This window comes from Phycisphaera sp. (assembly GCA_025916675.1).
In the GTDB taxonomy this organism is placed as follows: Bacteria; Planctomycetota; Phycisphaerae; order Phycisphaerales; family UBA1924; genus JAHCJI01.
In genome coordinates this window covers 2,799,720-2,813,239 of record CP098402.1, presented here as the reverse complement: position 1 = coordinate 2,813,239, position 13,520 = coordinate 2,799,720, and the positions used below count along the sequence as shown (strand labels likewise).

Here is a 13,520-nt window from a genome sequence, read left to right as displayed (position 1 = left end):
CGTTCGCGAATCGTTACCCCCGCCCATACCATTGTGCGTGGCGAGGAACCAGCAGGTCAGCAGTCGTCGATTCAAGAACTATCTCGCCAAGGAGCGCGAGAAGCGGGCGGAGCCCAAGGAGGCCTCGGCCGACCCGCTGGCCAAGAAGGGCAAACGCACCCGCGGCTTCGGCACGCTGGCCCGCGAATTCTGGAAGCTGTGCCGCGGCCACCACGGCATGGTCGCGGCGGCGCTGGTCAGCCTGACCATCGCCACGGGCCTTGGTCTGCTGCTGCCGCTGTCGACCAAGATCGCGCTGGATTACATCCTGAGCACCGAACCCGGATTGATGGGGTTGGCCGAGTATCTGCCCGAGCTGCGACGTGAGCGGGCGATGGAGTCCTTGGGCTCTATGGGCGAGGCGGAGCTCAGGGGCCTGCGCTGGCGGGCGTTGCTGATCCTCAGCGGGGCGATGATGGTCGTCTCGGTGCTGGCCGTCGGCTTTGGCATCTGGGGCCGCTGGCAGATGACGCGCATGACCAAGCGCGTGCAGGCGATGCTGCGGCGGCGGGTGTTCGAGCACGCCGCGAGACTGCCCCTGCACCGCGTGCACGCCATGCGCAGCGGCGGAGTGTCGAGCATCCTGAGGGAAGACGCCGGCGCGGCGGCCGAATTGTTGTTTGGGATGATCTACAACCCCTGGCGCGCGGTGGTCACGCTGCTGGGCGCGCTCGTGGCGATGGCCGTCGTCGACTGGCGGATGCTTGCCGGGGCGTTGCTCATCCTGCCCGTGGTGTGGGTGACGCACCGCGCGTGGATCGCCCGCATCCGGCCGATCTATCGGCACGTGCGTAAGACCAGGAGCGACATCGACGCCCACGCGACCGAGGCGTTCGGCGGGGCGCGAGTCGTCCGTGGGTTCCATCGCGAGCAGCAGGAGGCGTCTCGGTTCACCGGCGGTGTCCACCTGATGGCCAGGCAGGAATTGCTGGCCTGGTGGTGGAGCCGGACGGTCGAGCTGGTGTGGGCGGTGATGATCCCCGCGGCGAGCGCGGGCGTGCTGCTCTACGGCGGGGCGGCCGTGCTGGGCGGCACGATGACCATCGGCGACGTGATGATGTTCTCGGTGTACCTGCTGTACTTGCTGGGTCCGATCGAAGCACTGGCGGCGAGCGCGACGCAGATCCAGAACGCGCTATCGGGCCTGGACCGCTCGCTCGACCTGCTCGAAGAGCCCCGCGAGTTCGCCGAGACCCGCGATCGCGCGGCCAGCATGCCCGCCCACGTCCACGGCCGCATCGCGCTCGAGAGCGTGTGGTTCGCGTACCCGGCCAGCAAGAAGGCCAAGGACGAGAACGCCGAGCCCGAGTACGTGCTCAAGGACATCAACCTGGACATCCCCGCCGGCTCGACGATCGCGCTCGTCGGGCGGAGTGGCTCTGGCAAGACGACGCTGTGCAACCTCGTGGCCCGGTTCTACGACCCAACCAAGGGCCGCGTGCTGCTCGATGGTGTCGATCTGCGCGACATCGACGTGGACCGCTACCGGGCGCTGCTGGGCGTGGTCGAGCAGGACGTGTTCCTCTTCGACGGCTCGATCATGGACAACATCGCGTATGCCCGTCGCTGGGCGACGGAAGACCAGGTGCGCGAGGCCGCGCGCATCGCGAGCGCCGACGAGTTCATCGACGAGCTGGCCGAAGGCTACGGCACCATCGTCGGCGAGCGGGGCGTGCGCCTCAGCGGCGGGCAGAAGCAACGCATCGCCATCGCCCGGGCGGTGCTGGCCGACCCCAAGGTTCTGATCTTGGACGAGGCGACCAGCAACCTGGACACCCACAGCGAGCGACTGATCCAGCGCGCTCTGGCCCAGCTCACCAGCGAGCGCACGACGTTCGTGATCGCCCACCGCCTGAGCACCATCCGCCACGCCGACGCCATCGTCGTGCTGCACAAGGGCCAGCTCACCGAGGTCGGCACGCACGAGGAGTTGCTGGCGCGGGGTGGGGCGTACGCGGGGCTGGTGCAGGCGCAGGTGGAGGACCTCGAAGAGGACGCCGTCGCGGGGTCATAGCACGCCGATGCCCCCGTCACCGGCTAGGCTGCCCGCATGGACCTGCTGGCCAGCGCCCTCGCCCTCGCCGCGATCGGGACCGGCGTCGCCGCCGTGGTCGTGTCGCGCGGGCTCTGGCGAGCGATGTCTTCGATCACGTTGCTCGTGAACGGGCTGATGATCTGGTCGATGGTCGCGATCCGTCTGGCCCACGCCTATCCCGGCGACCCCCGCCGTTTCGACGGATGGGAACGCGTCGCGGCGTGGTCGGCCCTCGGCAACCTCCTGGGCATGCTCTGGGCCTTCGCGATCGTGGTCGTGGCGGTGGGCTGCATGGTGCAATCGCGCAGCGACCCCGACGCGGTCATCGGCCCACCAACGCGCGGCGGCTGGATGCTCGAAGACGTGCTGCGGCTGGTCCTCGCGCACGCGCTGCTGGCCCTGGGGCAGGGCTTCTTCACGCTCGTGTGGGTTGTGCCGCGGCTGCCGTGGAGCTGAACGGGTTGATCGTCGAGCGGTCGCTACGCCGCGGCCCCGTGCACGCGCGCATCCTCGCGCACCGTCCCCAGCCGCACCTGGTGCATCGCCGGCTTGCCCTCGCGCGTCGAGGTCCGCGCCCGCACCAGGTAGTCGACCCGCCCCGCGCCGACGGGCACGGCGTCGTCGACGAAGCGTCGCTCGCCGGTGGTGGTGAGGTACTCGAAGGGGCCCCGCCCCCCCACCTGGCCTCCGACGCGCCGCTCGACGGTGTAGGTCACGTGCTCGACGCCCTTGGGGTGGGGGCAGCGGAAGGCGACCTCCAACCCGCCGTCGGGCAGGAGCCTCGTCGTGAATCGCGTGGCCGTGCCGGGGGCCGGGGCCGCCCCGCGCGTCGCCGGGCGGCAGATCTTCGCCGCCGCGTACACCGCCCCAGGCTCGCCGCTGGCCCGGGCGTAGCCGCGGATCTGGGCCACCTGGCCGCTGGCGTTGGCCCGCATGGCCCGGGCCAGCAACCGGTACCGCTGGCCCAGCGCCGCCAGCTCGGCCTCGGCCCGGCGGTACTCGGCCAGGGCGTCGGCGGCTTCGCCCGCGAGCCCCTCCAGCTCGGCCACGCCCTGGACCCGCAGCCCGATCTGCTCGGCCACGCCCGGCTGGGCCCACCCGGCGGCGTGGATCCGCACCCAGTCGATGGCCCGTGGCAGTTCCTTGGGGATGGTCGGCACGTGCGGGGTGGTGTCGGCAGAGGTCGGATCGGTCGGCATGGCTGGTGTCCTGTTCGCCCGCGAGCTGGCCCGGGTGCTGGCCCGCGCGGGCGTGCCCAACAGGAACATCGAGCCGGGGGCGGCTTCGCTTGAGACGAAGGCGGCCGGGCTCGCCGAGAACGTGGCCCAACAGCCCTGGCGGGCCGCAACGCCGGGCTGGAACCCGGGAAGTGGGGGCGGAGAAGCGGCTTCGCTGGGGGGAAAAGCGGAAAGTTCCCCCAGCAGCGCCGCGTTGCTCGCCAGGATTGCGCGGTGTCTGGCGGGATTCGGGGCGTCGCTGGCGGGTTCGTGGGGGTTTTCGGTCCGTCGTTGCGCCGCCGTGACCAGATCGGGGGCCGGTTTGCCGCGTCTGTCGGTATACTGGCGGGCACCGACCCGAGAGGACCCCCGAGAGGATCCCGCCATGCCCACGACCATCCGACTCGCCCCCGCCCTGCTCGCCCTCGCTGCCGCGCCCGCGTGGGCGATGGCCCAGCACTGCGATATCGCCGGCACCCTGGGCGTCGAGCGGCGCGTGGCCGCGGGCGATGGGCCCAACGCCGTGGTCGCCGCCGACTTCAATGGCGACGGGCTCCAAGACCTGGCCAGCTCGGACGCCATCGGCGACCGGATCAGCGTGCTGCTGGCCACCGCCCCGGCCCGCTTCGCGCTGCCGCTGGTGCTGGGGGCGGGCAACTTCCCCGCCGGCCTGATCGCGGCCGACCTCGACGGCGACGGCCACGCCGACCTGGCGGCGTGCAACATCTCCGGCCGCGACGTCACGGTGTACCTGGGCAACGGCGACGGCTCGTTCGGCCCCGAGCGGCGCTTCTCGGCCGGCCGCGGGCCGGTGGGTTTGGCCGCGGCCGACGTCGACGGCGACGGCGGGGTCGACCTGGTCATCGCCAACCGCGATCACGACAACGTTTCGGTGCTGATCGCCGACGGCGAGGGCGGGTACCGGCCGCAGGTGACGTTCCCCGTGGGCCAGCGGCCCGAGGGGATGGACTCGGGCGACCTCAACGGCGACGGGCGGGGCGACGTGGTGGTGGCCAACAGCCTCGACGGCGACGTGTCGGTGCTGCTGGGCACGGCCGAGGGCGAGCTTGCGAGCGCCGGCCGCGTGGCGGTGGGCGAGAGCCCCTTCCGCGTGCGCCTGGCGGATGTCGATGGCGACGGCCACCAGGACCTGCTCGCCCCCGTGCGCGGGCTGGACGCCATCGCGGTCGCCTTCGGGCGCGGCGACGGCACGTTCACCATTGCCCAGAACTTTGGCGGCGGCGGGCTTGGCCCGTGGAGCGCGTCGGCGGCCGACCTTGATGGCGACGGCCGCGTGGACCTCGTCGTGGCGAACACCGACAGCGACACCATCGGCCTGCTGCGGAACGTCGGCGACCGGCGGTTCTCCGAGCCGGTGGTGATGTCTACTGGCTCGACGCCCCGCTGGGCCCTGGCCGAGGACCTCACCGGCGACGGCCGGGCCGAGGTGATCACCGCCAACCGCGCCAGCGATGACCTGAGCGTCTTCATCAACCGCTGCACGCCCTGCGCCGCCGACCTGGACGGCGACGGCGAGTTGAGTATCTTCGACTTCCTGGCGTTCCAGAACCTCTTCGACCGCCACTCGCCCGTGGCCGATTTCGACAACGACGGCGCGCTGACCATCTTCGATTTCCTGGTGTTCCAGAACGCGTTCGACGCGGGCTGCTGAGGCGTGCCTACCCCGATGCTCTGGGTGGCCGCCATCGCGACTCTGGTCTCCTGCGGCGTGGGCGTCTCCGCCGGCTGGCGGTCGCGGTGGCGGGCCATGGCGGTGGCGGGGCTGGTGATGGCCGCCCTGGCGGGTGTGCCGGTGGCGACGTTGTGGGGCTGCATCGCCTCGGGCCAGTGGGGGCCGTGGTTCAGCCTGTTCCCGGTCTATGCGATCGGGCTCTTCGCGGCGATAGCCGTCGCGCTGGGCATGCTCGCGACCGCGATCGCGGCGCGCGGGCGCGAGCAAGCGGCGCCCCAACGGCCAGCTCGCGCGGCGATCGTGATGCAGATGCTCGTGCTGCTGGCACAACTGGGCGTGGTGCTCTGGATGTTGGGGGAGCACGTGCCGAACGTGTGAGCGGGACTACTCCGCCGCCTCCGCCGCCATGTCCTCATCGAGGTTGTGGTACACCTTCTGCACGTCCTCGTTGTCCTCAATGGCGTCGATGAGGTTCATGAGCTTGACGGCTTCTTCCTCGGTGGGCTTGGCGATGACGTTGGGGATCTTGTCGATGCCGCCCTCGCTCACCTCGATCTCGGCCCTCTCCAAGGCCTGCCGCACCGCGTGGTAGCCGGTGCGCTCGGTCGAGATGACCCAGAAGCCCTCTTCGTCTGGATTGCCGTCGCCGTCGGCCTCGGGCGCTTCGATGTCCTCGGCGCCCGCTTCCAGGGCGGCCTCCATCAGTTGCTCTTCGGTCGCCTTGCTCGCTTCAATGAAGATGCGGCCCTTGGTCTCGAACATGAACGCGACGCTGCCGGTGTTGCCCAGTGTGCCGCCGGCCTTGCTGAAGATGTAGCGCAGGTCGTTGACGGTGCGGGTGCGGTTGTCGGTCAGGGTGTCGACGATGATCGCCACGCCGCCGGGGCCGTAGCCCTCGTAGGTGATCTCGGCGAAGCCCTCGCCCTCGGCCGCGCCGCTGCCCTTGTCCACCGCCCGCTGGATGGTGTCCTTGGGCATGTTGGCGTAGCGGGCCTCGTCGATGGCGTAGCGCAGGGCCAGGTTGGTCTCGGGGTCGCCGCCGCCCGCGCGGGCGGCGGCCATGATGGCCTTGGAGCACTTGCTCCAGATCGTGCCGCGCTTCTTGTCCTGCCGCGCCTTGCGGTGCCTGATGTTCGCCCACTTGCTATGTCCGGCCACGTGCTGCTCCCTGGCTGCGCCAATGTCTCTCGTGGCCGTTGCGAATCGCGGCCGATCTCGTGGTGATTCTAGTGTCGCGTGGGGTCAGATTCGTGCCAGCCGGCACGCCGCCGCCTCCAGCCTCAGATAGAAGCCCTTGGCGTCGTCGGGCGGGCAGCAGCGGGTGATGAGGTCGGCCGCGTCGGTGGCGGGGGTCTCGGTCGAGATGATGCCCCGCTCGACCAGCACGCCCCGGAGCCGGTCGTCGATGGGCACGTGGGGTTCGCCGAACACCAGCAGCGACACCCGGTCGGCCACGAACGTGGGCAGCCCCTCGATGGCTTCGAGGTAGGGCCGGCCCTCGTGGGCGCCGGCCCGGGCGACGCGGTCGATGCTGACGGCGTCTTCGGTATCGAACACGTGGTAGAGCGTGTCGGTGATGGTCTGGGCCCGCTCGGTGGCGTACACGTCGGTCAGGCCGATGGTGTCCTCGATCTCGCTGACCAGGGCGACGCGCAGCTCGTTGATGTCGACGAACTGCTCGGCCAGCCGGCGCGCGGCGCTCACGGCCGCGGGCACGCCCGCTTCCCAGACAAGCATCGAAAAGACCAACTCGGCGGTGGGCATGTCGATGGCACCGGGCAGAAGCGCGGCCGGATCCGGCGCGGGTGCCACGGGGACGCTCTCCAGCCACGTCTCGAGCTTGCGCTGCGTGTCGGCGACGGGGTGGTTCATGGCTGGGTGCCCTCGCCGGGCTCATCCTCGGGCCTGGCATCGGCCTCGCCCGATTCCGCTTCCTTCGCGTCCATCTCCTCGCGCACCTTGGCCAGGGTCGCGAGCACCTCGGCCTGCTTCTTGAGCCCGTCGTCCTCGACGAAGCGGAACTCGGGCATGGTGCGCGTGCGGATGGTGTCGGCCACGTCCCGGCGGATGTGCCTGGCGGCGCTCTGCAAGCCGTGGACGGTCAGCTTCTGGTGCTCGGCGGGCAGCACACTGACGCCGATGGTCGCCAGCTTGCCGTCGTTGGTGACCTCAACCTTAGTGACGGTGATGAGCCCGCGGACGCGAGGGTCTTGCAGGCCTCGGGCCAGCCGCTGCTGCACGCCGCGGAGGAGCGAGGAGGACAGGCGGTCGTTCTGGATGCTCATGCTTGGCCGCCTTCTTCATGGTGTGAGAAGTGTTCGAGCATCTCGGTGGCAAGCGACTCGGCGTCTGGCTCGTGGGGCGGCACGTCCTCCTCACGCGAGGGCACGACGATCTCGCGGCGGACGCTGCCGATCTGCCCGTCGCGGAGCTCCTTGAGCCGGTTCCACAGCCTGTCGAGCCGCTCGTGGGCGCGGGGGCCATCGGTGGCGACCAGGGCGGCCCCCATCACGGCGACCTGGTGGTTGTCGTGGCCCCCGACTTCGGCCACGCTGATGCGCAGCTCGTGGCTGAGCTTGTCACGCACCGAGCGCACCACGGCCCGCTTGTCCTTGAGGGATTCGGCCCCGGGCACGAGCAGCTCGAATTGGAGGACGCCGATGACCATGATTTACGCCACCAACCCGGTCAAAGGGTGCGCTTCACCTCGACCTGCTTGTAGCACTCGAGGATGTCGCCTTCCTTGATGTCGTCGTAGCCGTCGATCTTCATGCCGCACTCCATGTTGGCGCGGACTTCCTTCGCGTCGTCCTTGAAGCGCTTGAGCTGGCTCAGCTTGCGATCGTTCTCGATGACGATGTCGCTGCGGGTGACGCGGATGAGCGCGTCGCGCTGAACCACGCCGTCGGTGACGTAGCAGCCCGCGATCGTGCCGACCTTCGAGACCTTGAACACCGCACGCACCTCGGCGTGGCCCAGGACCTCCTGGCGGAGCTCGGGGTCGAGCAGGCCCTCGGCGGCCTTGTGCATGTCCTCGGTGATGTGGTAGATCACGTCGTACGTGCGGATCTGCACGCCCTTGCTCTCGGCCACCTTGCGGGCCTTGCCCGAGGGGATGACGTTGAAGCCCACGATGACGGCCTTGGACGCCTCGGCCAGCAGCACGTCGCTCTCGGTGACGCCGCCGACGGCCGCGTGGATGACGCGGACCTTGATCTCCTCGGTCGACACGCCCTCGATCTCGGCCTTGAGCACATCCACCGAGCCCTGCACGTCGGCCTTGAGCACGACGACGATCTCCTTGAGCTCGGCTTCGGCCATCTGGCTGAACATCCGGTCGAGGGTCATCGCCGGCTGGGCCAGCTGCTCCTCGCGCTCGCGGGCGCGGCGCTGCTCGGCGGCGTTCTGGGCCTCCTTCAGGCTCGTGGCGATGAAGAACTTGTCGCCCGCGTCGGGCAGCACGTCGATGCCGGTGACCTGCAGCGGCATGGGCGGGTGCGCCTCCTTGAGGCGCTGGCCCTTGTCGTCGGTGATGTCGCGTACGCGGCCGAACGCCCGGCCGGCAACGATGAAGTCGCCCACCTTGAGGGCGCCGTCCTGCAGCAGCACGTTCATCACCGCACCGCGGCCGGGCTCCATCTGGGCCTCGACCACCGTGCCGCGGGCCGCCCCGCCGAAGTCGCTCTTGAGTTCGAGGATCTGGGCCTGCAGGTCCAAAGTCTCGAGCAGCGTGTCGATGCCCTCGCCGGTGTGGGCGCTGGTGCGCACGACCTCGACGTCGCCGCCCCAGTCGACGGGGTTCAGGTCGTTCTGGGCGAGCTGGCCCAGGATCTCCTGGATCTTGGCATCGGTCGCGGCCGGCCGATCGATCTTGTTGAGCGCCACCACGATGGGCACGCCCGACGCCTTGGCGTGGCTGATCGATTCGATGGTCTGGGGCATCACGCCGTCGTCCGCCGCCACCACCAGCACCACGATGTCCGTCACGTTGGCACCGCGCGAGCGCATGGCGGTGAATGCCTTGTGGCCCGGCGTATCGATGAACACGACCTGCTTGGCTTCCTGGTCGTCGCCCACGCGAACCGGCACGCGGAAGGCGCTGGTGGCCTGGGTGATGCCGCCGGCCTCGCCGGCCGCCACCTTGGCGTTGCGGATCTTGTCGAGCAGGCTGGTCTTGCCGTGGTCGACATGGCCCAGGATGGTGACCACCGGGCCGCGCGGGCGCTCGTCGACGTTCGTTCGTTCGTCGAACTGGGCGGCGACGGCCTCTTCGGCGCTCTTGGCGGCGGTGACTTCGAGCTCGATGTCGAAGTCCATCATGATCTCTTGGGCCTTCTCGACCTCGATGCCACCGTTGATCTGGGCCATGATGCCCTGCATGAACAGCTTCTTGACGATCTCGGCACCCTTGACGCCCGTGGCCGCCGACAGGTCCTTGATCGTGAACGGCGCGGTGATCTTCACCGTGCCGCCGGCCTCGGCCGCGCTTTGCGGGCGGTTCTGCTGACCCGCGCCGCGGGCCAGATCCTGGCGCCGCTTGCGCAGGTAGCCGCCGGCCTGTTGCAGCTTGGCCTCACGCTCGATGAGGTCCTGCTCGCGCCACATGCCGCTGCCGCCCTGCTGGGGCTCGTTGCGGCCGCGCCGCCGCGAGCTCGGGCCGCCGCGCCGACCGCCACCGTCGCTGGGGGGCATCGGACCGCCGGGGCCACCCGGACCGCCGAATCCGCCGCCACCGCCGGGGCCACCACCACCGCGTGGCCCGCCGCGCCCGCGTGGGCGCGTATCGACCTGCTCGGGCGCTTCGACGCGCACGATCTTCGGGCCGCTGAGCTTCACCGGCGTCTTCTCGTGCTGGTCGATCATCGGGCCAGCGGGCTTGACCACCGTCGGCCGGGTCGGCACGTTCTGCGGCGCGGGCGAGGCCGGCTTCTGGGCGGGCGCGCTCGCGGCGGCTTGCTGGCCACCGTCGCTGTCGGTGCCTTTTTGCACTGGAGCCGATCCGGTGTCCGCCTCCGGGCTTGCCACCGGTGCGACAGGCTCGGCGGCGGGTGCTGTTGGTCCGGCCTGGGGCTCGGTCGTTGCCTCTGGCTTGTCGAGCACCTCGGTCTTCGCGGCCGGCTGGGCGGGCTTGTCCTCGGGCGCGCCGTCCTTCGGTGGTTCGCTCGGGCTGGCCGCGTCGGACGCCGGACGTGCGGCGCGCTTGGGCGGCTCGGCTACGGCGGTGCCGGTCGAGGCCTCGGGCGCATCGGCCTTCTCGGCGCTGACCTTCTTGGCGGCCTTCTTGCGGGCGCGGGGCTTGGCGCGAACCTTCTCCAGGTCGACACGGTTGGACGTCTCTACAGCGGTGTGCGCGGGCGCTTCGCCCTCGCTAAACCACTCGCGCACCGTCGCCTCGAGCCCAACCGAGATGGTGGACATGTGGTTCTTGATGACACTCTCGGGGATGCCCTCGTCGCGGCACTTCTGTACCACGGCCTTGGAGGCAACCCCCAGCTCTTTCGCAACCTCGAACACACGCTTAGCCAAACGTCACTCCATGCGCCCGAGCCCCACACAATCCACCGGGGGCCCCCAAGGGGCACTCTTCTTTCTGTCACTCAGCCGCCGAGGATCTCCGCGGCACGGCTATCGCCGTTGCTGTCGTTCTCTTCGCCCTGGGGCTGCTCCGGAGTGCCCTTTTCTTCAGAGCTCTCGGGAGCCTCGGTCCCCTCGGACGAAGCCTCACCACCACTACCCATGCTGCCGCCATCACCGCCGGCCGACCCGTCACTATCGGGGGCCGAATCGGAGGCCGATGGCGTGTCGGCAGCGCTGCCGCCGCCGCCACCCAGGATGGCCGCCGCCGCGCTGTCTGCGTCGGGCGCGCCCTCGGGGCCCAGCAGGTCCTCGCCCGCGGCGATCCGGGCCTGCTCTTCGAGGCGGCGTTTCTCGGCCTCTTCCTTCTCCCGGGCCTGCTCCTCGGCCACCACCTTCGCGCGTTCGCTGGCCAGCTCGACGGCCTTGGCGGCCAATTCGGGGCTCAGCTCCAGCTCGGTGGCCAGCATCTCGGCGCCGATCTCCTCGACGTCGAACACGCTGATCATGCCCAGGGCCGCCAGGCGGTCGACCATCTTCTCGTCGATCTCGTCGATCTGCTGGAGCGTGGTCGACATGATCTCCAGGTTCTTGGTGAACTCCTCGGGAGTAAGGATGTCCACGTCCCAGCCGGTCAGCTTGGCGGCCAGCCGCACGTTCTGCCCGCGCTTGCCGATGGCCAGGCTCAGCTGGTCGTCACGCACCACCACGGTGGCGCGGCCGAGCTCGAAGCACAGGCTGATCTCGGCAACCTCGGCGGGCTTGAGCGCGTTCTGGATCAGGATCTGGCTGGACTCATTCCAGCGCACGATATCGATCTTCTCGCCGTTGAGCTCATCGACGATGTTCTTGATGCGGCTGCCCCGCACGCCCACGCAGGCGCCCACGGCGTCCACGCGGCTGTCGATGGAACTCACCGCGATCTTCGTGCGCTGGCCCGGCTCGCGCGCCATGGCCTTCACCTCGATGATGCGCTCCATCACCTCGGGCACCTCGACCTCGAACAGACGGCGGATGAAGTCCTGGTGGGCGCGGCTGACGATGACGCGCGTGGCCGAACCGTCGCGCTTCACGTCGAGGATCATCGCACGAACGCGATCGCCCGGGCTGAACTGCTCGCCGGGGATCTGCTCCTGCCGGGGCATCTCGCTCTCGCCCGCGTCGAGCGAGACCACCAGCCGCCCGCCGCGCTCGTAGCGCTGGGCGGTGCCGGTCACGATCTGGCCCACGCGGGTGTGGTAGCGGTCGTACAGGCTGGTCTGCTCGTCCTCGCGGAACTTCTGGATCATGACCTGCTTGAAGGTCTGGGCGGCGATGCGGCCCAGGTCCTGCGGGTTGAGCTCCACGGGCTCGCCGTGCCGCGTCAGGGCGATCTCGCCGCTGAGCTGGTCGACCGAGCAATCAAACTCTTCCAGGTCGAGCGAGCCGAAGTGCTTGCGCGCCGCGCTCACCATGGCTTGCTCGAGATCGGCAACCAGCACCGAACGCTCGACCTTGCGGTCGCGTGCGATCGAGTCGAGGATCCTGAGCATTTCTGGGCCGTTCAACGTCCGCTTCCTCCGACGCCCTGTGGGGCGTCCCATGTCCATATTGCCAGCTTGTCGAAACCGATGCGTGTCGAGACCAATCCAGCGGCGGAAATCCGCCAACAACAACCCGGGCCATAAGACGCCCAATGCGCTCATGACCCGGCCACAAACCGCTCGCCGCGGGTGCCGAAACACCCTCCGATGAACGTACAGGATGTGCCGAACACTCACATCATCGGCAGCAACCCTTCCATGCCCGGCTCAGCCCAGCACCCCCGCTCTCGCCGACAACGGGCGGTTGCGAGGGGCCGAAATGAGTCCTGGCGTGGCTCATAGCAAGGGCATCGTAGCGAACGGGGCCCATCCGAGTCAACTAAAACTGGGGAGATGGCCCCGGTCATGGGGCCCTACTCGCGGTCGGTCCGCGTCACCGGCCGGTCGATGCGCACGGCCCGTTTGTTGCGGTGCTGGCCGATGTGGGCCAGGAACTTGCGCTCGCCCTCGACGGACAGGACCATGGGCTTGGTGGCGGGGGTCTCGGTCATGATGAGGTCGCCCACGGCCATGGTCGCCAGATCGCGCAGACTGATAGTGGTGCGGGCCAGGATGCCCGAGACCGACACACCAGCCGCGGCCAGCGACTCGCTCAGGCGGCTCTCCAGACCAGCCGACCGGCTTCCTTGGCCCTGGGAGAACCACGTCTGGGCGCTCACGGCGTCCATCACGGGCTCGATCGCATTGTAAGGAATGCACAAGCTCATGGTGCCCGCGCGGTTGGACATCTTGAGCTCGAATCCCACGACGACCACCACCTCGTTGGGCGGCACGATCTGCACGAGCTGGGGGTTGCTCTCGGTGGCTTTGATATCGAAGGTCATCGGCGCCACGCCGGCCCAGGCCTCGCTCATGGCCTCGAGCCCGCGATTGGTGACGTTACTGATCAGCCGGCTCTCAATAAGAGTCATCGGACGCTGGGGGATGAACAGGTCCTGGCTGGTGCCGCCCAGCAGCCGGTCGATGATCGGGTAGATGATCAGCGGGCTGAGCTCCATGCAGATCTGGCCGGCCAGCGCCTCGCTCTCGATCAGGTTGAAGCTGGTGGGATTGGGCAGTGCGCTGATGAACTCGCCGTAGGTCATCTGCTCGCAGGTGGCGACCTTGACCTCGACGATGGTCCTGAGAAAGCCCGATAACGATGCCCCGAAATTCCGGGCGAACTGCTCGTGCAGGGTCTGCAGCGCCCGCATTTGGTCCTTGCTGACGCGTTCGGGCCGCTTGAAGTCGTAGTTGCGGACCTCGATCTCATCGAAGTCGCGGTGGTAGCGGCTGAAGATCTGGGCCTGGGGCGCCTCCTCCTCGACCTGGTCGGTGTTCACCGCCGCGAGGAGGGCATCGACCTCGTTTTGGTCCAGAACGTCCATGGAGGGTCTCGG

General features: G+C 69.3%; 12 protein-coding genes. 4 read left to right on the top strand and 8 right to left on the bottom strand.

The features are described 5' to 3' along the window. The first annotated feature begins 37 nt into the window (after positions 1-37). Complete coding sequence (locus tag NCW75_11920) at positions 38-2,053, top strand: ABC transporter ATP-binding protein/permease (protein UYV12000.1); 2,016 nt, start codon at positions 38-40, stop codon at positions 2,051-2,053. A gap of 36 nt (positions 2,054-2,089) precedes the next feature. Further along, complete coding sequence (locus tag NCW75_11915) at positions 2,090-2,530, top strand: hypothetical protein (protein ID UYV11999.1); 441 nt, start codon at positions 2,090-2,092, stop codon at positions 2,528-2,530. Between the two features lie 23 nt (positions 2,531-2,553). Here the strand turns inward: NCW75_11915 and NCW75_11910 are convergent, their stop codons facing one another. Continuing rightward, entirely contained in the window at positions 2,554-3,273 is a 720-nt protein-coding gene (locus NCW75_11910; protein UYV11998.1) for a hypothetical protein, read from the bottom strand. Between the two features lie 403 nt (positions 3,274-3,676). Here NCW75_11910 and NCW75_11905 point away from each other — a divergent pair, with 403 nt between their 5' ends. Together NCW75_11905 and NCW75_11900 are read left to right on the top strand one after the other, a co-directional pair. Then, the gene (locus NCW75_11905; protein UYV11997.1) at positions 3,677-4,963 is read left to right on the top strand and encodes a VCBS repeat-containing protein; all 1,287 of its coding nucleotides are present in this window, start codon (positions 3,677-3,679) and stop codon (positions 4,961-4,963) included. Positions 4,964-4,966: 3 nt separating this feature from the next. Beyond that, positions 4,967-5,362 (top strand): hypothetical protein, encoded by a 396-nt coding sequence (locus NCW75_11900; protein UYV11996.1) that lies wholly within the window; start codon positions 4,967-4,969, stop codon positions 5,360-5,362. A gap of 6 nt (positions 5,363-5,368) precedes the next feature. Here the strand turns inward: NCW75_11900 and NCW75_11895 are convergent, their stop codons facing one another. The 7 genes from NCW75_11895 to fliM all read right to left on the bottom strand — a co-directional run bounded on the left by NCW75_11895 (position 5,369) and on the right by fliM (position 13,508). Then, positions 5,369-6,142 (bottom strand): YebC/PmpR family DNA-binding transcriptional regulator, encoded by a 774-nt coding sequence (locus NCW75_11895; GenBank protein ID UYV11995.1) that lies wholly within the window; start codon positions 6,140-6,142, stop codon positions 5,369-5,371. An 84-nt stretch (positions 6,143-6,226) separates the two neighbouring features. Next, the gene (locus NCW75_11890) at positions 6,227-6,856 is read right to left on the bottom strand and encodes a hypothetical protein (GenBank protein ID UYV11994.1); all 630 of its coding nucleotides are present in this window, start codon (positions 6,854-6,856) and stop codon (positions 6,227-6,229) included. Next, on the bottom strand, positions 6,853-7,269 hold the full coding sequence (gene rbfA, locus NCW75_11885; protein UYV11993.1) for a 30S ribosome-binding factor RbfA: 417 nt from the start codon (positions 7,267-7,269) through the stop codon (positions 6,853-6,855). Before rbfA ends, NCW75_11890 begins: the two co-directional genes overlap by 4 nt. Then, entirely contained in the window at positions 7,266-7,652 is a 387-nt protein-coding gene (locus tag NCW75_11880; GenBank protein UYV11992.1) for a DUF503 domain-containing protein, read from the bottom strand. The genes rbfA and NCW75_11880 overlap by 4 nt, the downstream gene beginning before the upstream one ends. A gap of 20 nt (positions 7,653-7,672) precedes the next feature. Beyond that, the gene (gene infB, locus NCW75_11875) at positions 7,673-10,510 is read right to left on the bottom strand and encodes a translation initiation factor IF-2 (GenBank protein UYV11991.1); all 2,838 of its coding nucleotides are present in this window, start codon (positions 10,508-10,510) and stop codon (positions 7,673-7,675) included. A 71-nt stretch (positions 10,511-10,581) separates the two neighbouring features. Continuing rightward, positions 10,582-12,105 carry a transcription termination factor NusA gene (nusA, locus tag NCW75_11870; protein UYV11990.1) on the bottom strand — a complete coding sequence of 508 codons (1,524 nt, stop codon included), beginning with the start codon at positions 12,103-12,105 and terminating at the stop codon, positions 10,582-10,584. Between the two features lie 389 nt (positions 12,106-12,494). Continuing rightward, a complete protein-coding gene (gene fliM, locus NCW75_11865) occupies positions 12,495-13,508 on the bottom strand; it encodes a flagellar motor switch protein FliM (protein UYV11989.1) in 1,014 nt (337 codons plus the stop codon). Positions 13,509-13,520 lie beyond the last annotated feature (12 nt).